This window comes from Streptomyces sp. NPDC050549, assembly GCF_040655035.1.
Lineage (GTDB): Bacteria > Actinomycetota > Actinomycetes > Streptomycetales > Streptomycetaceae > Streptomyces.
Map to the genome: position 1 here is coordinate 694863 of NZ_JBFAJD010000001.1, position 23803 is coordinate 718665.

At 71.2% G+C, this 23803-nt stretch carries 24 protein-coding genes and 1 tRNA gene; 8 read left to right on the top strand and 17 right to left on the bottom strand.

Annotated features, from left to right (window positions below):
- Nucleotides 1-183, top strand: coding sequence for a hypothetical protein (locus AB0I51_RS03100; RefSeq protein ID WP_362970782.1), 183 nt, complete (start codon nucleotides 1-3; stop codon nucleotides 181-183).
- 70 nt (nucleotides 184-253) lie between these two features.
- Here AB0I51_RS03100 and AB0I51_RS03105 read toward each other — a convergent pair whose 3' ends face one another.
- The 8 genes from AB0I51_RS03105 to AB0I51_RS03140 all read right to left on the bottom strand — a co-directional run bounded on the left by AB0I51_RS03105 (nucleotide 254) and on the right by AB0I51_RS03140 (nucleotide 11987).
- Nucleotides 254-2350: a glycosyltransferase family 39 protein gene (locus AB0I51_RS03105; RefSeq protein ID WP_362970784.1), complete on the bottom strand. Its 2097-nt coding sequence runs from the start codon at nucleotides 2348-2350 to the stop codon at nucleotides 254-256.
- Nucleotides 2351-2406: 56 nt separating this feature from the next.
- Complete coding sequence (locus AB0I51_RS03110) at nucleotides 2407-3483, bottom strand: NlpC/P60 family protein (RefSeq protein ID WP_362970786.1); 1077 nt, start codon at nucleotides 3481-3483, stop codon at nucleotides 2407-2409.
- Between the two features lie 44 nt (nucleotides 3484-3527).
- A complete protein-coding gene (locus tag AB0I51_RS03115) occupies nucleotides 3528-4010 on the bottom strand; it encodes a poly-gamma-glutamate biosynthesis protein PgsC/CapC (protein ID WP_093626201.1) in 483 nt (160 codons plus the stop codon).
- Nucleotides 4007-5467 (bottom strand): poly-gamma-glutamate synthase PgsB, encoded by a 1461-nt coding sequence (pgsB, locus tag AB0I51_RS03120; RefSeq protein ID WP_362970788.1) that lies wholly within the window; start codon nucleotides 5465-5467, stop codon nucleotides 4007-4009. Before pgsB ends, AB0I51_RS03115 begins: the two co-directional genes overlap by 4 nt.
- 15 nt (nucleotides 5468-5482) lie before the next feature.
- On the bottom strand, nucleotides 5483-7747 hold the full coding sequence (locus AB0I51_RS03125) for a HAMP domain-containing protein (protein WP_362970790.1): 2265 nt from the start codon (nucleotides 7745-7747) through the stop codon (nucleotides 5483-5485).
- Between the two features lie 284 nt (nucleotides 7748-8031).
- Entirely contained in the window at nucleotides 8032-9378 is a 1347-nt protein-coding gene (locus AB0I51_RS03130) for a hydrolase (RefSeq protein ID WP_362970792.1), read from the bottom strand.
- A 366-nt stretch (nucleotides 9379-9744) separates the two neighbouring features.
- Nucleotides 9745-11133 (bottom strand): hypothetical protein, encoded by a 1389-nt coding sequence (locus AB0I51_RS03135; protein WP_362970794.1) that lies wholly within the window; start codon nucleotides 11131-11133, stop codon nucleotides 9745-9747.
- A gap of 71 nt (nucleotides 11134-11204) precedes the next feature.
- The gene (locus AB0I51_RS03140; protein WP_362970796.1) at nucleotides 11205-11987 is read right to left on the bottom strand and encodes a DUF4097 family beta strand repeat-containing protein; all 783 of its coding nucleotides are present in this window, start codon (nucleotides 11985-11987) and stop codon (nucleotides 11205-11207) included.
- 204 nt (nucleotides 11988-12191) lie between these two features.
- On the opposite strand from AB0I51_RS03140, the gene AB0I51_RS03145 reads away from it, so the two are divergent.
- Nucleotides 12192-12266 (top strand) — tRNA-Val (locus tag AB0I51_RS03145).
- Nucleotides 12267-12313: 47 nt separating this feature from the next.
- Here AB0I51_RS03145 and AB0I51_RS03150 read toward each other — a convergent pair.
- A complete protein-coding gene (locus AB0I51_RS03150; protein ID WP_362971141.1) occupies nucleotides 12314-12571 on the bottom strand; it encodes an HAD-IA family hydrolase in 258 nt (85 codons plus the stop codon).
- Complete coding sequence (locus tag AB0I51_RS03155; protein WP_362970798.1) at nucleotides 12553-13029, bottom strand: hypothetical protein; 477 nt, start codon at nucleotides 13027-13029, stop codon at nucleotides 12553-12555. Before AB0I51_RS03155 ends, AB0I51_RS03150 begins: the two co-directional genes overlap by 19 nt.
- 69 nt (nucleotides 13030-13098) lie before the next feature.
- Here AB0I51_RS03155 and AB0I51_RS03160 point away from each other — a divergent pair, with 69 nt between their 5' ends.
- The gene (locus AB0I51_RS03160; protein ID WP_362970800.1) at nucleotides 13099-13500 is read left to right on the top strand and encodes a hypothetical protein; all 402 of its coding nucleotides are present in this window, start codon (nucleotides 13099-13101) and stop codon (nucleotides 13498-13500) included.
- A 22-nt stretch (nucleotides 13501-13522) separates the two neighbouring features.
- On the opposite strand, the gene AB0I51_RS03165 is transcribed toward AB0I51_RS03160, so the two are convergent.
- A complete protein-coding gene (locus tag AB0I51_RS03165) occupies nucleotides 13523-13918 on the bottom strand; it encodes a nuclear transport factor 2 family protein (protein WP_362970802.1) in 396 nt (131 codons plus the stop codon).
- A gap of 45 nt (nucleotides 13919-13963) precedes the next feature.
- Nucleotides 13964-14320, bottom strand: coding sequence for a hypothetical protein (locus AB0I51_RS03170; protein WP_362970804.1), 357 nt, complete (start codon nucleotides 14318-14320; stop codon nucleotides 13964-13966).
- Between the two features lie 128 nt (nucleotides 14321-14448).
- Here AB0I51_RS03170 and AB0I51_RS03175 point away from each other — a divergent pair, with 128 nt between their 5' ends.
- A complete protein-coding gene (locus AB0I51_RS03175) occupies nucleotides 14449-14952 on the top strand; it encodes a GNAT family N-acetyltransferase (RefSeq protein WP_362970806.1) in 504 nt (167 codons plus the stop codon).
- Nucleotides 14953-14960: 8 nt separating this feature from the next.
- Here the strand turns inward: AB0I51_RS03175 and AB0I51_RS03180 are convergent, their stop codons facing one another.
- Entirely contained in the window at nucleotides 14961-15866 is a 906-nt protein-coding gene (locus tag AB0I51_RS03180; RefSeq protein ID WP_362970808.1) for a 2-dehydropantoate 2-reductase, read from the bottom strand.
- A gap of 119 nt (nucleotides 15867-15985) precedes the next feature.
- Between AB0I51_RS03180 and AB0I51_RS03185 the strand changes: the two genes are divergently transcribed.
- Nucleotides 15986-16204 carry a DUF2277 domain-containing protein gene (locus tag AB0I51_RS03185; RefSeq protein ID WP_093626182.1) on the top strand — a complete coding sequence of 73 codons (219 nt, stop codon included), beginning with the start codon at nucleotides 15986-15988 and terminating at the stop codon, nucleotides 16202-16204.
- A 46-nt stretch (nucleotides 16205-16250) separates the two neighbouring features.
- On the opposite strand, the gene AB0I51_RS03190 is transcribed toward AB0I51_RS03185, so the two are convergent.
- Nucleotides 16251-16895, bottom strand: a complete 645-nt coding sequence (locus AB0I51_RS03190; RefSeq protein WP_362970811.1) for a VTT domain-containing protein — start codon at nucleotides 16893-16895, stop codon at nucleotides 16251-16253.
- Nucleotides 16896-17114: 219 nt separating this feature from the next.
- Here AB0I51_RS03190 and AB0I51_RS03195 point away from each other — a divergent pair, with 219 nt between their 5' ends.
- Nucleotides 17115-17651, top strand: a complete 537-nt coding sequence (locus tag AB0I51_RS03195; RefSeq protein WP_362970813.1) for a superoxide dismutase family protein — start codon at nucleotides 17115-17117, stop codon at nucleotides 17649-17651.
- Here the strand turns inward: AB0I51_RS03195 and AB0I51_RS03200 are convergent.
- From AB0I51_RS03200 to AB0I51_RS03210, 3 genes are all read right to left on the bottom strand, one after another.
- Nucleotides 17623-19560: an FAD/NAD(P)-binding protein gene (locus tag AB0I51_RS03200; RefSeq protein ID WP_362970815.1), complete on the bottom strand. Its 1938-nt coding sequence runs from the start codon at nucleotides 19558-19560 to the stop codon at nucleotides 17623-17625. The two genes, AB0I51_RS03195 and AB0I51_RS03200, sit on opposite strands and share 29 nt — an antisense overlap.
- A gap of 87 nt (nucleotides 19561-19647) precedes the next feature.
- Complete coding sequence (locus tag AB0I51_RS03205; RefSeq protein WP_362970817.1) at nucleotides 19648-21288, bottom strand: alkaline phosphatase D family protein; 1641 nt, start codon at nucleotides 21286-21288, stop codon at nucleotides 19648-19650.
- Nucleotides 21289-21360: 72 nt separating this feature from the next.
- The gene (locus tag AB0I51_RS03210) at nucleotides 21361-22005 is read right to left on the bottom strand and encodes an HNH endonuclease family protein (protein WP_362970819.1); all 645 of its coding nucleotides are present in this window, start codon (nucleotides 22003-22005) and stop codon (nucleotides 21361-21363) included.
- A gap of 358 nt (nucleotides 22006-22363) precedes the next feature.
- Between AB0I51_RS03210 and AB0I51_RS03215 the strand changes: the two genes are divergently transcribed.
- Both AB0I51_RS03215 and AB0I51_RS03220 read left to right on the top strand, forming a co-directional pair.
- A complete protein-coding gene (locus AB0I51_RS03215; RefSeq protein WP_362970821.1) occupies nucleotides 22364-22945 on the top strand; it encodes a TMEM165/GDT1 family protein in 582 nt (193 codons plus the stop codon).
- A gap of 186 nt (nucleotides 22946-23131) precedes the next feature.
- The gene (locus AB0I51_RS03220) at nucleotides 23132-23788 is read left to right on the top strand and encodes an HAD-IA family hydrolase (RefSeq protein WP_362970823.1); all 657 of its coding nucleotides are present in this window, start codon (nucleotides 23132-23134) and stop codon (nucleotides 23786-23788) included.
- The last annotated feature ends 15 nt before the right edge of the window (nucleotides 23789-23803 follow it).

A 23803-nucleotide genomic window follows, 5' to 3' on the forward strand; every position in this document is an offset into this window, starting at 1 on the left:
GTGACGATGGCATCCAGCGCCGGACGCATCCTGCTGTTCGTACTCGCCGGCGTCTGTGGCGCTTTGATCGAGGGCTTCGTCACCCACAGGGGACTGCCGTCGACGCGGTCGCTCCTCGTGTGCCTCTGCGGCGGCGCGGTGGCCGGCGGCCTGGCGGAGCTGATCCGTCACCTGCGTAGTTGACCGGGACGGCCCGGGAAGATCTCGTCTTCCCGGGCCGTCCTCGTTGCACGCCCCGTCCGGGGGCGTCGCCTCACCCTTGGGGCCTGCAGTCGTAGAGCGTGAAACTGCCGCCCGTGCGGCGGCCGTAGGAGGCGGGCGGGATGCGGGTGCAGTGGGACTTCACCCAGGTGGTGGTGGCGGTGGTGGGGCGCTGGGTGGTGAGCAGCGCATAGCGCAGCTGGTGGGTGGTGACGAGGCTGCCGAGCTGTTGGGTGGTGGGGAAGGGGGTGTTGCCGGTGAAGCCGCCCATGACGAGGATCGGTTCGGACTTCGCACGCAGCAGAGGCTCGGCGCCGTAGGCGGTCTGGGTGGCGAGCAGGTACTTCTCGCCGTGGCGGTGCGTGGTCAGGAAGTCGAGCAGGGCGGTGTCGCGGGCGGTGGGCCGGTCGAGCCCTATCCGCCGGGGAGCGTGGTGTTCACGGACGCTGTTGTAGTACGCGTTGCCGACCGGACCGGCTATCGGCGCGGTGGAGGCGCCCGCGTAGAGCGGGTCGAGGCTGGAGAGGGCCCAGCCGGCCGGTACGACCAGGGTGGCCGCGATCCCGGCGGCGAGGGCGCCGTGGACCTTCCTCGGAGAGGTGCGCGGCCCGCGGCTCCACAGGCCCACCACCCCGCACAGCGCGAGCATCACGGCGATCGGCAGCAGCCAGGAGACGAATCGGGTCGGCCAGTCGAGCACCAGCGCCCACACCACCGTCAGCACGATCGCACCCGGCAGCACCAGGTGCCGCCGGCCGCCCGACCTGTCCTCCGACCTGTCCTGCGACCCGTGCTCCGCCTCGTGCGCCGGCACCTGCGCCGACCAGGGCTCCGCTTCGTGCGCCGACATGTACGGCGACCAGGGCTGCGACTCGTGTTCCGGCTCGTACTCCGGCTCGTACTCCGGTTCGGCCTCCGGTTCGGCTTCAGGTTTGGCTTCCGGGTCGTACGCCGAGTCGTACTCCGATCGGAAGAGCGCGAGGCCGCCGCCGGTCAGCGCGGCGAGCGCCGGGGCGATGACGGCCATGTAGTAGGCGTGGTTGCCGTTGGAGGCGCTGAACACCAGGGCGTGCACGGCCAGCCAGCCGCCCCACAGCAGAAATCCCGCGCGCAGCATGTCCGTTCGCGGTTGCCCGGTGCGCCAGACGACTCCCAGGACCGCGGCGAGCACGGCGAGCGGCAGGAACCAGGCGACCTGCGGGCCGACCGTGTCGTTGATCAGCATGTTCCAGCCGGTGTTGCCGGTGGTGCGGCTGTTGGCGGTGCCGGCGACGGCGCCGAACGCGGTGGAATCGCTGCTGAAGCGGCTCAGGCCGTTGTAGCCGAAGACCAGGGCGAACGGATTGTTGTCGGACGTACCGTCGAGGTACGGGCGGTCGGCGACCGGTGTCGCCCAGGCGATCAGCACCCAGAAGCAGGAGACCGCCAGCGCGACCGCACCACCCAGCAGAAACCGCAGAGCCCGCTTCAACGGCGTGCCGGGCGCGACGATTTGGTACACGACGGCGAAGACCGGCAGCACCAGCCACGCCTGCAGCATCTTCGCCTGGAAGGCGAGCCCGATCCAGATCCCGCAGGTGATCAGCGGCAGCAGCCGCTCGGTGCGCACCGCCTTCTGCAGTGCTCCGGCGGCCGCCACCAGGAGCAGGGTGAGCGCGGTGTCCGGGATGGTGGCCCGGTTGAGGACCACGGCGACCGGGGTGAGGGTGAGCGTCAGCGCGGCGACCAGCGCGGCGAACGGCCCGGCCCAGGCCCGGACGATCCGGTGCAGCAGCCATACCGTCAGCACGCCCTCGACGACCTGCGGAAGAGCGGCCGCCCAGGTGTGCGGGCCGAAGATCCAGACGGAGACGGCGTCGGGCCAGAAGGCGCCGGGGAGCTTGTCGATGCTGATCGAACCGCTGGTGTCGAGCCCGCCGAAGAAGAAGGCACGCCAGCCGCCGGTCATCGAACGTATCGCGGCACCGTAGAAGGGGTGGAGCGCGGCGTTCCCCATGCCCCAGGAGTACAGCACCGTGGCGACGGCCAGCACCGCGGCGAGCGCCGGGCGCTCCCAGCGCGGGGCGTCGTCCGGCAGGCCGGATCGGCGGTTCGCCGCCCGGCGGCCTCGGTGCGCTCCGGTGGGCCGGGCGGCGGAGATGGCGGTCATGGCAGTGGTCCTCGGATCGGCAGGTCAGGTGGAGCGGCGGTGCACCGGCGGCGGGATCACAGGCGGCGGGCCGACCGGAAGCCGCGGGCGTAGAAGTCGGTGCCGTCCAGCAGCGCGTGGCCCGACAGGTCGCCCATGGTCGGGCCGTTGGCGGCGGAGCGGCTGGAGTAGAAGCGGTGACGACCGTTGTCGTCGAGGCCCATGTAGATGCCCACGTGGTCGATGAAGTCCGGCCGGTCCTTGATGATGGCGAAGAAGACCAGATCGCCGGGTTGCAGGATGCTCAGGTCGGTGGCCTGCTTCGTGCCGGTGTGCGGGATCACCAGGCGGCCGGGACCGTAGGCGGCGATGGCGTAGGCGCGGCGGGGCAGACCGGTGCCCTTGGTATTGGTGTTGTGCATGGGGAGGCCCATGCGGTAGCCCCACACCAGACGCTGGAAGCCGGAGCAGTCGACGCAGCCGTAGCGGGCCTGCTCCGGCTGCACGCGTGTGCCGTCCGGGAAGTCCCAGGGAACGCCCAGATAGTCGTAGAAGTCGGACTGTTCGTCGTAGTAGGCGAAGTCCAGCGGGTTGGTGACCTTGGAATTGCGCGGGCCGAAGTGCGCGGTGCCCGCGTAGCGCACGTCGTCGGCGTTGTGCTTGTCGGGCGCCCCGGCGCTGCTGTACTGGAACGCCACCGCGAAGACGTCCGGGCTGGTGTCGCCGAGCGTCTTGCTGAACCAGCTTGCGAACCAGGCGGACTTCTCCATGCCCTGCTGCCATGTGTGCGGCAGCAGCCGCACCCAGGCGTCCGTGGTCACCTTGGCCTCGGTGGTCCGCCGCTCGCTGAAGGTGCGGGTGCGCCCGGTGAGCACGGCCGTACGGGCTCCGTCGGTGAACGTGGCGAGCGTGCCGCCGTCGGAGCCGCGCACCACGGTGCGGTCGGGGGCGGACAGCCGCTCGAAGGTCTGCTTCCCGGTGTTCGAACCGGTGCCCGTGCCGTCGGCGGCCGTGCCCTCGTCGTCACCGCTGTCGTGCCCGAACCGGTTCCAGGCGTACCCGCCCGTCGCCCCGACGGCCGCCACGCCCGCGATCGTCCCGAGCAGAGCGCGGCGAGTCGGGCGGCTGCCTCTGCCGGCGGAGTGGGAGTGCATGGCCGATCCTCCTGGAGGTACGGGGTGAGAGGGCGGTGGGCAGGTCAGCCAGTGGGCAGGGCGCCGATCAGGAGACCGGAGACCAGCACCACGTAGGTGATCAGCGTCACCGCCGTGGTCGAGATGAGTGTGGCCGCCATCGGTTGACGGACCATCTGGTAGGAGACCAGACCGGGGACGATGAAGCCAAGGGTCTGCGACGTGTACAGCAGCGGGAACTCGTGACTGAGGGCGAGCATCACGGTCGTCTGTATCAGCACCGCGCTCAGCACCACGGCGGCGAACAGCCGCTTGCCGTAGAGGATCACCGTGCGCTGCAGCAGCTTCGTCGTGAAGAACGTGAGCACCGCCACACCGACCATCAGCCCGGCCATCTGTACGTCGGTGAGGAGCATGAGGGCGATCCAGCCCGGGGTGATCATCCCTCCTGGGGAGAGGTTGGTCGTCAGATAGCAGACGAGCGAGAAGACCAGCCCGAGGGCGATCCCGAGTGCGGAGGTCTGTGCGGTGAGGTCGGCGGGGATCACGGGTTCCTCGTGAGCTGGGACGGATCGTAGGAGTTCTGCGGGTCGCCTTCGGCGTTCTGGCCGTCGGGCCGGCTGTGGCGGGCGGCGAACCGGCGGGCGAGTTCGCGCTGGTCCGGGATGTGGATGCTCTGGGTCGTCTCCAGCGGCGCCACCCAGCTGTACGGCTCCGGCTCGGGCGGCCGGCCCATCGCGACCTGCGGCCGGAACAGCGCGATCTGCATCGTCTCCTGGTCCAGGCCGTCGCCCTGGGGAACGGCGTCGAGCGGCTCCTCGGAGTCGTCCAGCGGCAGCCCGGCGAGGCATTCCAGGAACAGCTCGCCCTGGCCGTGGATGTTGCCGATCGCCACCAGCGAGGAGGACGGGCCGAGTTCCGCGAGGATCGCCTCGGTCACCTCCTCGGGGTCCCGGCGGTCGCCGCCGAGATCCACCACCCGCCCGGTGAAGCCGGCCGGGATCGCGTCGCGGGCGCTCTTGGTCGGGTGGCCGATCAGGAACACCGTCTCGGCGGCGAGGTCGGGCACGATCGCGCCCATCTGGCCATTGCGTTCCACCCGGTCCGGGCGGCAGTTGATGACGACGTTCAGCGGCCGCCGGATCGCGCCAAGGTCCTCCAGCTGCTGGACGTTCATCAGCGTCGACTCGGGGTCGTTGGCCGCGAAGATGTTGGCGAACCGCAGCTGCTTGCCCTCGGGCGTGACATAGCGTTCCACCGACAGCACGCCCGGGTCGGGCGGCGCGTCCCACATGCCCTGCATCGCGGTCTGCCGTTCCACGCCGAGCAGTTCGGCCACGGCGAGCGCGATCGCCACGTTCTCCTTGAAGGTGAACCAGCTGAAGCCGCGCAGCTCGGCGTCGGTCACCGACTCCGGATCGACCGCGATCAGACGGCAGTTCCGCTTGTCCGCCTCCTCCTGGAGGATGTGCAGCCGGTCCTTCTCCGCCGTCACGCACACTCCGCCCACCGGCATCGAGCGGGAGAGCGAGCGGGCGACATCGTCCAACGTCGGCCCCATCTCCTCCAGATGGTCCTCGCGGACATTGCACAGCACGCCGATCGTGGAACGGATCAGCTTCTCCTGGTTGATCTCCTGCAGCGCGGGCATCACCGCCATGCACTCGATCACCAGCGCGTCCGGCCGGTAGGTCGCGGCCCGCCGCACGATGCCGATCTGCTCGACGACGTTGGCCAGCCCGAACTTGCGGTACACCGGCTCCTCGGTGGCATCCGGATGGATGAACCGGGCTGCGGTGCCGGTGGTCTTGGCCACCGTGACCAGGCCGCCGCCGCGCAACGCGCCCGCGCACAGCCGGGTGATCGAACTCTTGCCGCGGATGCCGTTGACCAGCACCCGCGTCGGTATCTGAGCCAGCGAGGCGAAGTGCCGCCGCTGTTCGACGATTCCGGCGATCCACAGCCCGGCGCAGCACAGCACGACTATGACGTAGAGGAAGAGCACGCCGATTCCTTCCTTCTACCGGTGGAGGGTGGTCTGACGCAGGGACGGGAAGGGCTCGGCGACGTGGCCGGATCTGGCCGCCCGGTCGCGTTCCGCCAGGGCCTGGCGCACCAGCTCCAGGCTGCGGGTGACCGAGCCGACCTCGTCGTGGTTGACCGGGTGCAGCACGGTACGGCGGTCTCCGCCGGCGAGCCGCTCGACGAGCACCGCGACCGAGCGCAGCGGCCGGATCACCACGACATACAGCCAGCCCAGACAGGCCAGGCCCAGGGTAAGGCCAAGGATCCCCGCGAGCATGGTGCGCTGTTCGGCCTGCACCGCGGGAATCTGGAGCGCGGCCGCGGGTTCCGCGGTCACCACGTGCCAGCCGAGGCGGGTCGTCGGGCCGCTCTGTGCCAGCGGCGCGGCAGCGTCGACCGACGGTCCGGAGGACGTACGGAGCACCCGCGAGGTCGCGGTGCCCGCGGTCCCCGGGGCGCCCTGGGTGGCGCGGGCGAGACGGCTCAGACCGGAGTCGGGCAGCGACTGGAAGGCGCGATAGCCCACGTTCGCCGCCAGCACCTTGTCGTCGCCGTCCGTCACCCAGACGCTGCCCAGTTTCGGTCTGGACAGAATGGAGTTGAGTGCCTTCACGTCGATCTCGCCGAACAGGACCACGCCTGCTGCCGGGGTCCTGCCCTTGACGGTCCGGACCTGGGCGTAGGCGGCGATCGCCGGGATCCGGCCCGAGGTGTTGACGGTGGTGATCCCGCCGCCGTCGGGCACATGGACGATGGTGCGCAGCGGTGATCCGCCCACGCGCAGCGTGATGCCGCCCGAGCTGTCCAGGAGATACAGCGAGCGGAACTGCTTGTGGTCGGCGAGGGCGCGCCGCAGCACCTTTTTCTGGGCGGCCCGGTCGCTGCCCGGCAGACTCGCCGCCGCGTCGGTCAGGTCGGCGTACAGCTGGTCGAGGGACTGCCGGACCCGGTTCGACGCGATCTCGGTGCGTGTCTGCTGGACGGAGAGGACCGGAGCCGACACCGCGGTCGCGGCGTCCGCCCGGTTCAGCACGAAGATCATCGGCACCGCCCAGCAGACCATCACCAGCGCGCCGACCGCGGCCAGCGCCCGGTAGCCCGGTCCGCGCCGGACCGGGAACTCCTGCGGGCCGATCTCGCCGAGCAGCTGCCTGCGCAGCGACTCCAGTGCACGCCCGGTCCGGGACAGTTCCCCCAAGCCGTTCACCGGCACCGGCCGGGACAGCTCCTCCCACGCGGCCGGCCCGTCCTCGGTCGCGCCCCGGGCCAGGCGGCCGGCGGACAGGTAGAGCCACAGCAACGGCCGTTGCAGGAAGAAGTGCAGCGCCAGCCCGAACAGCAGCGCGAGCACGACCAGTGCCCCCGCGGCCCGGAGCGCGAAGCCCGAGTAGTCGACGGCGGTGGTCGTGGCGGGCACCGCGCGGAAGGTGAGTACCACCAGACCGAGTTTGTCGGTGTCGCCCGGACCGGTCGTCGAAGCGACCTGGGCCCAGCCGGCCACCGTGCGCCGGTCGCCCGAGGCGGAGCCCCGCAGGCTTCCCGAGGCGTCGGTGTCCTGCCCCGACCCCTTCGCCGCGCGGGCCGCCGCCGAGGGCAGACCGCTGTCGGCGGCAGGCGTCGCCGTGCCGTGGGACGCGGTGGCGAGCGCGGTGCCGCTCGCGTCCAGCACCTCGGCGGTGCGTCCGTCGCCGTACGCCCTGGGGGCGGGGAACGCCTCGGAGACCACCAGCAGCCACTGCCGGTCGGGCCCGCTGACCTGGTTCTGGTCCTGGTTGGCGTCCTCCTGCTGCGCGGGCAGCGTGACCTTGGCGAAATACAGCAGCTGCCGCGTGCCGTCCGACGTCACCAGCCGGGGCGGGATTGCTCCGTGCCCGGAGGCCGCCTTGGCCACGTTCACCCCGGCCAGCTGCACCGTCTTGCCGCCGACCGCCAGCAGTTTGCCGTTCTTCGGGTCGAGCAGCGCACTGCCGAGGATCCCCTTCCTGGCGGAAGTCAGTGCTCTGAGCGTGGTCGCGGGGGTCGATGCACCCGTCGCCGGGTACGCCTTGGCCGCACGGCGTACCGTGCTCGCCTCGGCGTCGATCGCGGTGCGCATCGACAGCGCGGTGTCGGCGGCGATCCGCTGCTCTCCGTCCGACACCGCCTGCGGCACACCTGCGGAATGGATGCCGTCGAGGCCGATCATGGTCAGGGCGGCGACCACAAGCAGGAGTACGACGAGGGCGGCGATCGGCGGGCGGACCCCGCCGAGTATCGGCATATCGGCGCGGCGGCGAGTGCGGTGTCGGCGCGGCGCCCGGGGGGCGGAGGGCAGGGCGGATGATCCTTTGTCAATTGGCGCCGAGCGCCCGAATGTTCTACAGAACGAACACTCTAGCGCCACGCGATTACATAACCATCACACTTTCACGCCTGTTTCGTACGTGTGAACCACACCACTGAGGGGCGGTACGACGTATACGAGTCAACGGCGAGCCGAAGGGCGGGCCCACGAGCAGGACCCGCCCTTCGGATGTCCGGTCGGCCGTCCGGACGGCTGCTCGATCAGGGGACGAAGGAGATCTCCGGGTACTTGCTGCTGGTCCCGTCGAGCAGGGTGCTGTGCTTCTTGAGCAGCTCCTGGTCGAAGAAGGCCGCCAGATAGACACGCTGGACCGCGATCGCGCGGGTCGGGTCGATCGTGCCGTACTGCTGCTGGAGCTGCGCCTGGGAGAGCCCGAGCAGGCGCGCCTCCTGGGCCAACATCCACTCGTTGTCGCTGAAGGACAGGTGCGCCGCGCCCTTGAGCTTGATGTCGACCTTGTATCCCTTCAGGTGCGACCACATATTGCGCCACGACGAGTCGTTGTTGCGGTTGTGGCTGCCGGAGCTGAAGAGCATGAAGGGGCGCTTCAGGTCTTTGTTCTGAGCCGACCCGAAGAACTGGCCGTCCAGGTTGGCACCGGCGGCGATACGGCTGTCGAGCTGCATGGAGGTGGCGACCGCCCCGCCGCCCAGCGACCAGCCGAACATCCCGATCTTCGTCATGTCGACCGACTTCGTCAGCCCGGTGGGGAGCGTGGCGTGGCCGGCGTCCGGGTTGCCGCCCGTGCTGAGCGTCTTGAGCTGGTTGATGACGAACTTGATGTCGGCCGCGCGCACCTTGAGCGTGTCGGAGGAGTGGGTGCCCGCCGGCATCTTGTTGACCTCGAGCCGGTTGCCGGGGAACTGCACCTCGTTGGCGTCGTGGGTGTGGTCGACGGTGACGACGAGGTAGCCGCGGCTGGCGAGATCCTGGACGAGGGCGGTGCCCATCGCACGGTCCGAGTGCAGCCCGGTCGAGTACAGCAGGACCGGCAGCTTGCCGAGCGCGGTGTTCACCGGCGCGAGAACATGACCCGCCGTGGTCGGCAGGGTCACCAGCTGCGGCGACAGTCCGCGCGTGGCGAGGAAGTGGGCGCCGGAGATCGACGGCATCCACGGCGCCTGGTAGTGCCCGGACGTCGAGGTGGCCGGATACCAGAGCGACACCATCAGCTCACGGGACGTGCTGCCCGACACGTACGGATCCGTACGGGTCTTGTCGACGAGGTGCAGGCCGACCATGCCCACGCTGTACTTCCCGCTCGGTGCGGGAATCTTGAGCTGCAGAGCGGACGCGGCCTTGCGGCCGGCCGACAGAGTCTGCGGGTGTACGGCGGCCTTCTTCTGGCCCAGCGGCTTCTCGTCGTTCTCGGGCGCCCAGGGCGCGCTCGTGGCGGACGAGGACGCGGTGGGCGCGGGCGTGGCGGACGACGACCCGGTGGCCATCGCCGAGGTCAGCCCCACACCCAGTGCAACGGCCAGCGCACCCGCAGAGCCGACCGCTACGGCGATCAATCTGCGACGGTGGCGCAGGCGGCGGTGATTCATGAAACCCCCTCGTGGGTCAGCGATCACAGAACGGGCGATCGACTGCCGCACACCGTACCGTGACGGCGGTCGACCAATCCGCGCGCCCCGGACGACTGCCGGACCAACCCCAAGCGGCCCCCAAAGAAGCCGAGTTGACAGGAAAGGCGTGGTTGACCGCCGTATTGACCCGGACCGGGAGCAGGGCCACCGGCACCGAGGTCCAGGTCACAGCGACCACCACTCCGATCGTGACGACCACCTGCCGGACCTGCTCGTGGGTCTCTTCCAGGCAAGCAGGAAAGGGGAGTTCACGGAGGTGGGGGAGCCGACCGGGAGGCCGCCGAGACCGCTGCGAGACGTACCCGCAGCCGCGTGGGGACGACCTCAGTGCCCGGGCGTCCCGCGCTCCTCGCGGATCTGGCCGACCACCCGCGCGACCGTCTGCCGTACGGCCTCCGTCTCGGTCAGGAAGTGCCAGTAGTCGGGGTGGCGGCCCTCCAGCGTGGTGATCGCGCGGTCGAGGCGGCCCACGGCGTCGTCGAGCGGACGGGCGTGCCGCGGGTCGGGCGTGGTCCGTCCAGACATGGCCAGGCGCTGGGCGTCGCGGATCGCGAAGCGGGTGCGGTCGATCTCCTGCTGGGGGTCCTTCTGTACGGCGTTCAGCCGCCGCAGCCGGTCACCGGCCGCCGACACGGCCTCGTCGGTGGTGTTCAGCAGCGCCCGTACCGTCGACAGCAGTGACGTGGCGTCCGGCCAGCGCTGCGCGTCCCGCGCGGCCTGCGCCTCCTTCAGCTTCAGCTCTGCCTGCCGTACGTTCTCACCGGCCTGGTCCGGAACGTGCTGGAGGTCCTGCCAGCAGGCTGCCGAGAACCGCCGCCGCAGCTCGCTCAGCACCGGGTCGACCTGCCCCGCGCGGGTCGTCAGCGCCTGTGCGCGGGTCCGCAGCGACACCAGCCGGTGGTCGATCTCGGCGGCCCGCTCGGGCAGTTGACCGGCCTCGGCCGTGATGGCCTCCGCCTCCCGAGCGACCTGCGTCGCCCGCTCCAGGGTCTGCGGCACCCCGTGCTGCCCGGCGCCCTGGTTCAGCTTGGTCAGCTCCGGCCCGAGCTTCGCGAGCCGCCCGGCGAGATCGTCGGCCCGCAGCCCCGACGCCCGTACGGCGTCCAGCGCGTTGCTCGCGGCCAGCAGCGCCTGCCGGGCCCGCTCCACGGCCGGCGCCAGCCGCGCGAGCTGGGTCTCCGCCTTGCCGAGCAGCGGCCCGAGCCCGCTCTCGAACCGGTCCAACTCCTGCTTGACCTGGCTGAGTTGGTCCTTGGCGGCGGTCAGTTCGGAGCGGGCGCGGTTCGCGGCGGCGGCCTCCAGATCGTCGCGGTCGAGGTCGTGCGCGTCGACCGCGTTGATGTACCGGCCGCTCGCCTCGTCGATCCGCTGGCCCAGTGCCTCGAAGTCGGTCACCGCGCGGCGCGCGGCCGGCGAGTCGTCGACCGCGGTGATGGTCTCTATCGAGATCCGCAGATCCCGCTGGGCGGTGTCCAGCTCGTAGAACGCGGCGGCCGCGGCGTCCTTCGCCGCCTGTGCCTCGGCCCGCTGGCTCTCCGCCCGCCCGCCGAACCAGCGCCGGGTGCCACCGCCCGCGAACGCGGCGGCCAGCGCCGGCGCGGCGAGCAGCGGCAGGCTGATCAGCGTGAGGGTGTCGAAGGCGGCACGGGCGGCGGTGGAACCGCGCCGGGACCGTGTGAGCGGCGAATACGGCTGCGCAGGTGTCGCCGTCACATCCCTCTCCCGTGTTGTGCGTCCTGACCGTTGTCATTCTCCCACCGGTAGAGGACGAACACACGGGCCGGTCAGTTCGCGTTCCGCACCGTGACTTTCCCGTCGCTCGTACGGGCGCTCACCAGATGGGAACTCGACGAGTCCCGGGGCACCGACACATCCACTCCGCCGTCCCCGGTCCTGGTCGTCACCCGGTACTTGACGGCCCCCTTCGGCAGCGCGATCGTCACCGACCCGTCGCCGCTGTGGGACTCCACCAGGTCCGGTACGGCCCCGAGTTCCAGGTGCACCGACCCGTCACCGGTGGTGGTGCGCACCTCCCGGGACGACACCTCGGCGTGCACGGACCCGTCCCCGGTGTGCAGCGTCAGCGGCCCGGTGGAGTCGGTCACATGCACGGAGCCGTCGCCGGTCCGCACACTCAGCGCGTCCTCGAACCCCCGCGCCCGCACACTCCCGTCCCCGTCCTCCACCTTCACGGAGACCCCGCGCGGCACCTCGATCCGGTGCTTGGCCGAACAGTCGGCGATCACCCCGGAACACTTCAGCCGCAGCACCAGCCGGTCACCCTTCATGGCCCAGGTCACCTTGGGATCCGAACCGATCGCCACGCTGCCCTGCCACCACCGGGTGACCTCGATCTTCCCCGCCGGGTTGGAGTCCGCGGCGACGACTTCGAGCGCCGAGTCGTCCGAGTCGATGGTGAGGGTACGGCCGGACAGCGCGAAGGTCCGCTGATCGGGGTGCTTGTCGTCACCGGCGGAGGCACCGGCGCACGCGGTGGCACCCGCGAGGAGCAGGGCGACGCCGGCGGTAGCGGTGATGACACGGCGGGTGCTGCGGGTGCGGGTCACGATGATTTCCCCCTGGGACGGTCGCGGAGTCCCGGTGACTCCTACGGCTCCCCTCGACCGTAGGGAGCGACGGTCCCGAGGGGCATCCGGCGCGCTCCCGGACCGGGGGTGGGGAAAACCCCCGGCACATCTCCGTGGAGATACGGGTGGGGATACGGGTTTGCAGGACGGGCCCCCCGGCAATGTAGGCTGTCGACTCGTCCTGGGCGCGTAGCTCAGGGGTAGAGCGTCGCCCTTACAAGGCGAATGTCGGCGGTTCGAAACCGTCCGCGCCCACCAGGATCAGTAGCAGGTCAGAGGCCTTCCGGGGAGTTCTCCGGGAGGCCTCATCCCGTGGTCGGGGGCGATGGAGTCCGCATGGAGGCCACATCCCCGTCGAGGATGCGCCGCACAGCCGCTCGCAACCCCTCCCGGGGCGGGTCGACGAGGATGCCGGGGATCCGAGGGCCTTCTGCCCCGGCGATGTCGGCCACCGGGTTGTCGCCGACCATCCAGACCCGCTCGGGACGCCCGGCCAGGTCCAGGGCCGTCTCGAAGATCCGGCGGTGCGGCTTCTCCCGGCCGATCAGCGAGGAGTTGACCAGGTCGCGAAGTGTCCGGCGAGGACGAGATCCCGTAGCAGGCCGTCGAGTTCCGGGACATGGTTGCTGACGACGACGTGGCGCCGGCCGACCGCGGTCGGTTCCGTCAGTGCGGCGGCGGTGTCGGGGAAGACGGTCCGGCGGGTCGCGTCGGTGTAGTGCGCCAGTACGCCCCGCGCGGCGCGGGCGGCCGTTCGGCGTCGACGCCCGCGCCGACGTAGGCCTTCACGAAGAGCGGATGGAGGGCGTCCCACCGGGCGTCCGGGGTGTTGGGGGGCGGGATGCCCGGTCTCGGGCCGATGCCGGGGGAATCCGTCCTGCAGCCCGGGTGCCGGATCGGCGCGGGCGATGCCGTGACCGGGTGCGACCTCGGTCGACGCCTCCACCAGGGAACCGCGCCACCTGCCGTCCCTGAACGTGAGGGTTCCGTCGAAGTCCCACAGCGCGACGCTTCCGGTCACGCGCGGGATTCCACGGAAGGTGCCGGAAGGCGCTCGCGGATTTCGGGGGCGATGGGCAGGATGGGCCCCATGACTCAACCTGGCGCCACGCCCTCGGGTTCCGTGTTGTCTCTTTGGTCGCACGACTCGGTGTTGTCGATCGGTTCGGTGGGCTCGGTGCTGTCCGTCGGGTCCGTCGGGTCGGTGTTGTCCGTCGGTTCGATCGGCAGTTCGCTGTCGGTCGGTTCGATCGGCTCGGCGCTGTCGTTGGTCTCGGCGGGCTCGTGGCTCAGCACGGGTTCCGTGCTGTCCGCGCAGTCGCGGTGGTCGGTGCTGTCGTGGCGTGCGACGCGCGGCTTCCGGGCGGTCGGGGCCGGGGCGGGGACCGGCACCGGGGTCCGCTTCGGCGGGGTGCCGGTCGTGGGGGCCGTAGGGGCCGTCGGGGCTGTGGGTGCCCTGGCGCTGGCCCAACGGGCGCTGCGCAGGCCGTAGTTCGGGGCGGCGGGGTCAGGACTCAGGACCAGAACTCGTTCGCCTTGTCGATGTCCTCGACGCACTCGTTCAGATCCGTGATCTTGTCGCCGAGGATGCGGAAGACGATGCCGCCGGTCTCGTCGATGCGCTTGCCGTCGCGCTCGGCCGTGAGGCGGTGGAGTGTGACCGCGTGGCCCCGGCCGTCGACGAGGACGTTGCGCAGTTCGACGCGCAGGGTGCCGTTCGTCTGCGCGAAGAGCTGCCCGTACATGTCGATGGTCGCGTCCAGGCCCTTGAAGTCGCCGGACAGCGGGTGGGTGCCGGGAACGTGGTGCGTGACGTCCGAGGACATCAGCGAGCGCAGGGTGTCCATGTCACCGCGGACGAAGGCGTCGTAGCCCTTGCGGACGAGGAGTGCGTGCGGGTGGTCGGCCATGATCGATCGCCGCCTCTCGGTTGCTTCGGCGATATAGGGCTTAACTCACCCATTGTCTGCCTTTTCGTCCAACAGTGGCGCCTCGTGCGCGTGTTTCAGCTTCATCCGTGATTCCACCCGCTCCGCCGCGGTGACCTCCGTCCAGAAGCGGTGGCCACTGACGAAGACCGCGAGTTCGTGCTCGCGCTGCCGGAGCTTCTCCACCTCGGCCTGTTCGTCCGGCGTCCAGCCCGGGGAGGCGGGGCGCTCCACCTTGCGCCAGCCGCCCGTGTCGCTGAACCCGTCCAGGGGCTCGACCGACCAGGGCAGCCGCTTCAGCAGGGTCGCCAGCTCTGCCCGGACCTGATGCAGCTCCTCCTGACCGGCGAGGAGGTCACTCGGGAAGTCGTAGGTCGTTGCCACGCGCTAATGCTACGCCTGTTCGAATTTGGGTCGCGAGTTCCTCCGGCGACTTCATACGAACGGGTGTGGGGTGGCCATGGCGGCCGAGGAGCCCGGCGGTGTCAGTGGGGCCGCCTACTGTGGTCGGCATGGACGTGGAACGGGTGCGGCTCCGGCCGTGGGCGGACAGTGACTTCTGGTTGTTGGGGCGGCTCAACAGCCCTGAGATGACCGAGCACTTGGGGGGTCCCGAGACCGAGGCGCAGATCGAGGCCCGGCACCGGCGGTACGTCGGGCTGGAGCTGGGATGCATGTACCGGGTCGAGTCGGAGGGGAGCGGGGAGACCGTCGGCTCGATCGGGTTCTGGGAGCGGGAGTGGCGGGGTGAACCGGTGTGGGAGACCGGGTGGGGCGTACTGCCTGAGTTCCAGGGGCGCGGATTCGCCGCCCGTGCGGCCCGCGCCCTCGTCGAGGAGGCACGGGCCGCCGATCGGTACCGGTATCTGCACGCCTTTCCGAGCGTCGACCATCGCGCGTCCAACTCGGTCTGCCGGAAAGCCGGGTTCACCCTGCTCGGCGAGGCGGAGTTCGAGTACCCCAAGGGGCACTGGCTCACCTCGAACGACTGGCGGCTCGACCTCGACGAGGCGTGAGTCGCCGGTCAGTTGGTGTGCGTTACCTCCAACTCCCTTACCAGCCCTGCCGCCACCGGCACCGAGATTCCCTTCCGCTCCGCCGCCCGCAGCAACGCCCCGCCGATCGCGTCCAGTTCGAGCGGGCGGTGTGCCTCCGCGTCGCGCTGCATCGACGACTTGGTGCCCGGAGGGAACGTGTCGTAGCGGGCCAGGGCTCCCGCCGGGTCGGACGGGCCGCCGCAGGAACGGCTCACCGCCGCCGTCTCCTCCAGCAGGGCCGTCAACTCCTCGCGGTGGCGCGTGCGGAGGTCGCCGAGGGGGAGGCCGTAGCGGGTGGTGAGGAGGGCCAGCGGGGCCAGGAACGTCATCTTCGCCCAGAGTGCCGCGGTCTCGTCGGGCAGGACCCGGGTCGTGGGGCCGGCCGCGCGCAGTGCGGCTGCCAGTGCCTCCAGGCGTTCGCGTGGGACGGGGTCGCCCGTGAGGTCGATCTCCGCGAACGGGCTGCCGTGCTCAATCACCCCGGGGGCGACGCGAGTCGACTCGACGCGGATGATCGCGGGGGCGACCTGGGCGGGCGGGTAGTGGGCGCGCAGGCGGGCAGGGTGTTCCACGCCGTTCAGGAACGGGACGAGGAGGCCGTCGCCCAGTGCGGTCGCGGGGACGCGGGCCAGTGCCGGGTCGAGCGCCGTCGCCTTCACCGTGATCAGGCAGGCGTCCACCGGTTCGCGCAGTTCCGTGTCGGCCTCCACCGGCGCCGTGAAGTCCCCGAAGGGGGCACTGCGGACCCGGATTCCGTTGCTGCGGAGGGCGCCGGCCGTCTCTTCTCCGGCCAGGCAGATCACCCGGTGGCCGGCCCGGGACAGCAGCGCCGCGAGCAGGCCGCCCACGCCGCCCGGGCCCAGTACGGCCACGGTGAGTTCGTTGTTCGCCATGTTGTCGGTCCTCTCGTCGGTCGGCCCCGTGTGGTGACGGTGGCCGCCTCGGCAGGATCATCGCAGGTGTGTTCGGGGGAGTGGCGGCGGTATCGCTTTCGGGGCGCGAGACTGGACGTATGTGCCGCAGTATCAAGACTCTTCGACCGCCCGCCCTGCCCGACGAGGCCACGGAGGAGGAGATTCGCGCCGCCGCGCTGCAGTACGTGCGCAAGGTCTCCGGGTTCCGGGCGCCCGCCGCGCACAACCGCGAGGTCTTCGACCGCGCGGTTGATCTGATTGCCGACGCTACGGCTGAGCTGCTTGCCGGGCTTGAGGTGAGAGGGGTTTCGCGGTGATCGACGTGCGAGCCGGTGGGGGCTGGTCGCGCAGTTCCCCGCGCCCCTAGGGGGCCGACGGCTCCGCCGTCCCCGCCCCCGGCTGCCGTCGCATGACATACGCCGCCCCCGCCCCCGCCCCGAACAGCGCCGCCAGCGACACCCCCGTCGCCAGCCACGTCGTCCCCAGCCACTGGGCGCCGTAGTAGCCGAGGGCCACGCTGTACGCCGCCCAGGACAGGCCCGCCAGGGCCGACCAGGGGAGGAAGTCGCGGGCCCGGCGGTGGGCGGCGCCCGCGCCCAGGGAGACCACCGAGCGGCCGGCGGGGGCGAAACGGGCCAGGATGACCAGGGCGCCGCCGCCGCGGGCCAGGGCGTGGCCGAGACGTTCCTGCGCGGTGGTGAGCCGACGGGAGCGGGAGATGGCGCGGTCGAGGCGTTCGCCGCCCAGCCAGGCCAGCCGGTACGCCACCAGGTCGCCCAGGACGGACGCGGTGGCGGCCGACGCGATCAGGGCCAGGATGCTGGGGACCTCGTGCGGGACGGGCACGGCGTCGGTCGCCGCGCCGGTGCCCGCTGCCGCCGCCGTGGCCGCCGCGATGACGAGGACACCGCTCGGCAGTACCGGCAGGAACACATCGAGCAGCACGGACAGGGCGATCATGGCGTAGATCCATGGGCTGCCGGTCAGCGACCCCACACTCTCGAACAACGCGGCTCCCCGTGAACTCCCCCGTGGGCCGCGGCAAGGACGGCCAGTGACAGCCATACAGCGTACGCCTGGGTGGGGACAGGAGATTCACGGGGGGCACGTGTGATCGGCACAGCTTGTTCACTCGGCTGCCCCGTCCCGAGGGGCGGGGCGGGCCCGCATCCCGTAGCAACGTAAAGGGGCTCCAAGCACACCTGAACGTGAGGAACGGTACACATCATGGTGGCAGGCATATGCGCGGGCGCCGTCGTCGCGGCCCTACTGGCGAGCGGCGGCACCGGCGCCGGCACCCCGGACGGCTACTCGATGCGGACGGACGCGCGGTTCGCGCCGGTCGGCGCCTTCGTGCCGTCGGCGGCGGTCACGTACGACACGAAGCTCGTCCCCGCCGCCGCGTGGATCGAGGTCGGCCAGCGGACGACGGCGAGCGGTGCCACGACCGTACGGCTGCGGGTCGAGGGGATGGTGCCGGGGCACGCGTACGCCGTCCATGTGCACCAGAAGCCGTGCGGCGCCGACCCCGCCGCCGCGGGCGGGCACTTCCAGCACAAGCCGTCCACCGACCCGGCCGACGTCACCGCCGACAACGAGGTCTGGCTGGACTTCACGGCCGACGAGCACGGCGCCGGTGGGGCGAGCGCCAGGCACGACTGGAACTTCCGGCAGGGCGAGGCGTCTTCCGTGGTGATCCACGACATGCCCGGCAGTCGTGTCCGCGCCGCCTGCTTCACCGTGCCGTTCGGCTGGGCTCCCTGAGCTGCCCGTACGTCCAGGGGTGGGCGTCGGCCCGTGACGTCCGCTCCGTCGTCGCGACACGGAGAACCGCTCTGGCCACCGCGTCGGCGTCCGACAGTGTGACCGAGTCGACGCCGGGGCGGGCGCCCGCCGCGGTCACCCAGTGCACGCCCTCCGTGGGCACTCCGAACGCGAACCGCCGTGCGTGCGCCCGTCCCTGACGGTCTATCAGACGGTACGGGCGCGCTGTCACATCCAGCCCGCCCGTCTCGTAACCGTCCACGGTGTGCGGCCGGCACCCGCCCGTCCTCAGCAGCCGGCCGAGCAGCGGGTCGGCGGTGCGGCGCAGGTCCGGTTCGGGGAGACGCGCTTCCACGAGCGTGGTCACCCGCACCGCCGAGCCCGGTATCGCCGGGGAGCGCGCCACCCAGGCGCCGTCCGCCTCCCGCACCTCCAGCCGCGGCCCGAGCACCTCCACCACGCCCGCCGCCACCAGCGCGGCCAACTCCTCGACACGGCGCCGGGGCGGACCGATGGACAGGAACGCGTTGAGCGGGGTGTACCAGCGGTCGAGGTGGTCGCGGCGCGAGTCGCCCGCGAGGCCGCGGTGGTCGACGACCAGCCGGAGTTCGTTGCGCAGATCGCGCAGCACGTCCAGGGCGGCCTTGAGCGGGCCGTCCACATTGCCGAGCGCGGCCTGCCCGGCGTCCTCGCGCAGATACGACAGCAGCCACTCCCGCCAGGCCGCAGGGTGGGCGAGAGCGCGGTCCGGGTAAGGGCGGGACAGCCGGTCCCAGCTCCAGCGCCCGGCGGCCGGGATCCCGAACTCGTCGAGTAACAGGGCCTCTTGGGGATCGCGGTGCGGTACGGCGAGGAAGCGCCCGGTGAACTCCGGCTCCGAGCGCCGGGACGGCCGTAGCGTCCGCAGCAGAGTGGCGTAGTAGACCGTCTCCACCTCCTTCGCCACCAACGGCCATATTTCGGTGAGGAATTCGGGGGCCTCGCCGGAGTCGGCGCGTTTGCGGAAGGCGGCTGTGGCCTCCGGGGTGAGGACGAGGGGGGTGTGGCGGCCGTGCGGGCCCTTCGCGTTGTCGCCGCGGGCCTGGTACGGGATGCCACGGCGTGAACCGGCGTACAGGCGGGGCTCGTTGCCGGAGGGCAGATAGCGCAGTGAGCCGTCCTGCGCGCGGACGTAACGGCCGCCCCGGCCCGTCGTCGACAGGGCTGTGTGGTCGAAGAAGTTGAGGCCGAGGCCGCGCAACAGCACTGGTTCACCGGGCTGTACGGCGGACAGGTCGGCGTCGGCCGGGTTGGCGGGCGGAATGTGGCGCAGGCCGTGGTTGCAGGCGTAGGCCGCGAGGCGCTGTTGGGCCGCGCTGCCGAGCGTCGGGAGGTGGCCCTGGGCCAGGACCACCGCCGAAAGGGCGGACAGGATACGGCCGTTGTCCAGGGTGAGGGACTGGTGGCCGTCGGGTGTGTCGTCGAGCCGTACCGCGCTCGCCCGGTGTGCCGCGACCTCCACGGAGTCCGGCGCCTCGCGGACCGTGCGGGCGAACACCCACTCCAGATAGCGGCCGTAGTGGGCGCGGGTGGGGTAGTCGTCGGGGCCGAGTTCGACGGGCGCCCACTCGTGCAGGCTCGGGCCGGGGCGGATCGGGCCGGAGCAGTCGACGCTGTCGTCGGTGAAGAGGGTCACCTGGGAGGCCACGGTGTTCATCAGCAGTTCGGGGGACTGCGCGAAGCGCCAGACGCGGCCGGCGCCCGGGGGCGCCGGGTCGACGACGTGGACGGTGAGCCTGGTGCGGGGCGGGAGGAGTTCGGGAGCCGAGGCGCAGAGGCGTTCCAGGACGCTGGTGCCGCGCGGACCGGCGCCGACCACGGCGACGGAGACGGATACCGGTTCGTCGTCGGACGCGTTCACTGCAGACAAAGGGGGGGACTCCCGGGCGTGTGGGGCGCAATGGAGCGGACCGCCCACCGGAAGCGGACGGTCCGCCTCATCATGCCCTCCGTGGCGTCACGGGGATGTCGGCGGGGATGTCAGAGGGGACTCCTCGACGGTCCTCAGCGTTCCGTCCGCCCGGGCCTGCTCCAGCCGCAACCGGGCCGAACGGCCGTGCATCGTAAGGGTCATGAGCTGGTTGCCGAACCAGGGCCCGCCCGTTTTCCGCCACTTGACCGAGGGGCGGAGGCAACGGCCGTGCCCGGCGAGGCGGCGGCCCAGGCCACGGGCCACGGCACTCCAGCCGAAGCGGAAGCCGACCCGGATGTAGGCGGGGACGGAGTTGTGGACGGGGGAGCAGGTCAGCTGCAGGACCCGCGAAGTCGGGCCGCCGGTACGCCACTTGGGCTCCGCGACATACGCATGGTGCACGTCCCCCGACAGCACCAGCACCGACGCCGGTGCCGCCTCGCCCGACCCCACCTCGGCGATCAGCCCCGCCAGCTCCTCGAAGGAGTCCGGGAACGCCGCCCAGTGCTCCAGGTCGGCGGCCCGCCGCAGCTTCTCGCCGAACTCGGCCCAGCGGGCGCCCCGTTCACCCCGGCACAGGGCCGCGTCCCAGGACTCGGCGTCGTGGACGAGATGCGGCAGCAGCCAGGGCAGTGAGGTCCCGATGAGGAGATGGTCGTAGGAACCTGGTTCGGCGAGTGCCTCGGTGCGCAGCCAGTGGGTCTCGCCGGGATCGAGCATCGCGCGGTGCTGCTCGTCGAGGACGCGGGCGGCGCGGCTGTCCACCATCAGCAGGCGCACCCGGCCGAAGTCGCGCCGGTAGCTCCAGCGGACGGAGGCCGGATCGGCGTCGGCCCCGCAGGCGAAGGCGCGGAGTTCGTCGGTGCCGTCCGGGGTGTCGCGGACCGCCGCGTAGAGGGGATCGGCGGCCAGTTCGGCGGGGGAGAGGTTCCCCAGGTGCTGGTGCACCCAGTACGACATCAGTCCGCTCAGCAGCCGCTCGCGCCACCACGGGGTGGCCCGCATGTCGGCCAGCCAGGAGGCGCTGGTGTTCCAGTCGTCGATGACGTCGTGGTCGTCGAAGATCATGCACGACGGCACGGTGGACAGCAGCCAGCGGATCTCCGGATCCAGCCACGACTCGTAGTAGAGGCGCGTGTACTCCTCGTAGTCCGCGACCTCGCTGCCGGGCGGCTCGCTCAGGTCGCGGCGGGCGGAGAGCCAGCGGCGGGTCGCGTCGGAGACCTCGTCGGCGTACACCTGGTCGCCCAACAGGAGGAGTACGTCCGGCCGTTCGGCCTTCGGGTCGCGCGCGATGCGCGAGGCCAGCGTGTCCAGGGCGTCCGGGCCCACCGGGTCGTGGGCGTCGGCGGGCGGCGCGGCCCAGCGGCAGGAGCCGAACGCGACGCGGACGGTTCCGTCGGCGTCCGGCGCGCGGATCACGGACGGCGGGAACGGAGAGTCGGGCAGCGGCCACACCTGCGTACCGTCCAGGAGGACGTCGTACGGCGTCGAGGTCCCGGGCGTGAGGCCCTCCACCGGCACCAACGCGTAGTGGTGGCCCGCGACTTGGAAGGTGCGGGCCGTGCCGGCGGCGCCGTCCGCGCAGCGCACCTCGGCGGTGCACGGACGGCTCGCCTCGACCCATACGGTCGCGGACGAGCCGTCGGCGTAGCGAAGCAGTGGTCCCAGGCGCAGTCCGGCCACGGTTGATCACCTTCCTCCGTCGCCCCGTACGGTACGGAACGACGGAGGTCAGCGACTAGGTTTCGAGAAGGATCAGCAGCCGCTGAGGACCGAGGTCAGCTTGGCCTTCTCGGCGGTGTCGACCGAGAGGTCGTAGTAGTACTTCACCTGCACCCAGGCCCGGACGTACGTGCAGGCGTACGAGGTGAGCGGGGGCATCCACTCGGCCGGGTCCTGGTCGCTCTTGGACTGGTTGACGTTGTCCGTCACGGCCAGGAGCTGCGGACGGGTCACGTCGTTGGCGAAGGCCTGGCGCTGTGCGGTGGTCCAGTTGCGGGCGCCGGAGTCCCAGGCCTCGGCCAGCGGGACGAGGTGGTCGATGTCGACGTCCGAGGCGGCGGTCCAGGTGGCGCCGTCGTAGACCGAGTACCAGCTGCCGCTGGTCGCGGTGCAGGCGGAGTTGGTGACGACGTTCGTACCGTCCCGCTTGAGGATGTACTCACGGGTGTTGCAGGTGCCGCTGATCGTGATCCAGGTGGGGAACAGGTCACGGTCGTAGCCGGTCCGGACCTCGGTGGCCACGGTGAGCGAGGCGAGGTAGGTGCGGGCGGTGGCGGCGCTGACGGGGGTGGGGAGGGCGGCGGAGGCGGTCGGGCCGTTGAAAAGCGCGACGGAGGCTATGAATCCGGTAAGAGCCGCGAGTATGCTCAGCCGTCGACGCGCGTAGAACTTCGGCATACGAACTCCCTTGTGGTGTGGGGGTGTTGGAGTCGAGCGAAGGAATGCTTGCGGTGCCGTGTTGCGGCCGGGTGTGCGTTTGGTAAGAAACTAGTGACGCGAGCATGACAAGGCAATGCCTTGGCGGTCGCGTACCATGAATGGCGCAGAAGGGGAGTAGCTCTTCGCCGGACCGTCGACACACTGCTCAGCTCGTCTGAGCCGGCGCCCGGAGGCAGGTCCGTCGCGCTCAAGCGGATGGACCGGCCAGCGAGACCTTCGGCAACGCAGCGCACCATCCGTGTGTGCTGCCGTGCCGAGGTGTCCGCAGACGGAAATCGCACTCTCGGTGGGGCGGCACCCGACCGATTGAGGAACCTTGATCAGCATCAGCGTGACGGCGCTAGTCTTCGGCGTCGTCTTTCTCGCCGAACTCCCCGACAAGACCGCGCTCGCCGGACTCGTCCTCGGCACCCGCTACCGCGCCTCGTACGTCTTCGCGGGCGTGGCCGCCGCGTTCCTGCTGCATGTGGTGCTGGCGGTGGCGGCCGGCAGTGTGCTGACCCTGCTCCCGCAGCAACTCGTGGCCGCCGTCACCGGTGTGCTCTTCCTGGGCGGGGCCGCGGTGCTCCTCTTCAAGAAGGGCGACGGCGAGGAGGAGGTCCGGACGCCCAGGGACCAGTCCTTCTGGAAGGTCTCCGGCGCCGGTTTCATGCTCATCCTGGTCGCCGAGTTCGGTGATCTGACCCAGATCATGACGGCCAACCTCGCGGCCCGCTACGACGACCCGTTCTCCGTCGGTCTCGGCGCGGTGCTGGCGCTGTGGGCGGTCGCCGGGCTCGGTATCGTCGGCGGAAAGGCCCTGATGAAGCGGGTGCCGCTGAAGCTGATCACACAGGTCGCGGCGGTGCTGATGCTGGCGCTGGGGGCCTGGAGTCTGTGGGAGGCCGTGGCGGGCTGAGCGGGCGCGCGAGCTGAACGGTGAGTGAACTGTTTCCGGAGACGGTGGCGCGATGCCGGTCCGGTTTTGTACCGTGGAGGAACAAAGTGGCTCCCGTCCGTTTTCCCTGACCGGCGGACGGGGCCGCCTTGTCCCTCCGGGGGCCACCCCGCACCCCCTCTCCGTTCCGTTCCTTGGAGCCTGCCGATGACGGCCACCACCGTGCTCACCGCCCGCGCCCTCCTGCTGGACATGGACGGCACCCTCGTCGACTCGCACGCCGTCGTCGAGCGGATCTGGCGGCGCTGGTCCGAGCGGCACGGGCTGAACGCGGACGAGGTCATGAAGGTCGTGCACGGCCGGCAGGGCTACGCCTCCATGGCGCTGCTGCTGCCCAACCGGCCCATGGAGCAGAACCACGCCGAGAACGCCCGCATGCTCGCCGAGGAGACCGCCGACGTCGAGGGCGTCGTCCCGATCCCGGGCGCGCCGGAGTTCCTGGCCTCGCTGCGGGGGCTGCCGCACGCGCTGGTGACATCCGCGGACGTCGCGCTCTCCGCGGCGCGGATGGGTGCGGCCGGGCTGGAACTGCCGGACGTCCGGATCACCGCGGAGTCGGTCGGCGCCAGCAAGCCCGACCCCGAGGGCTTCCTGAAGGGCGCCGCCGAACTGGGCATCGCGCCCACGGACTGTGTCGTCTTCGAGGACTCCGGTGCGGGGATCGCGGCGGGGCGCGCTGCCGGGATGCGCGTGGTGGGAGTCGGCCCGCAGGCCGCGTATCACCGGCCGCATGTGCTGGTGCGGGACCTGCGTGAGGTGCGGGTCGAGACTGTGGGCGGGGAGATTCGGTTGTACGTGGGCTAGGTGCGGGCCGCCCGG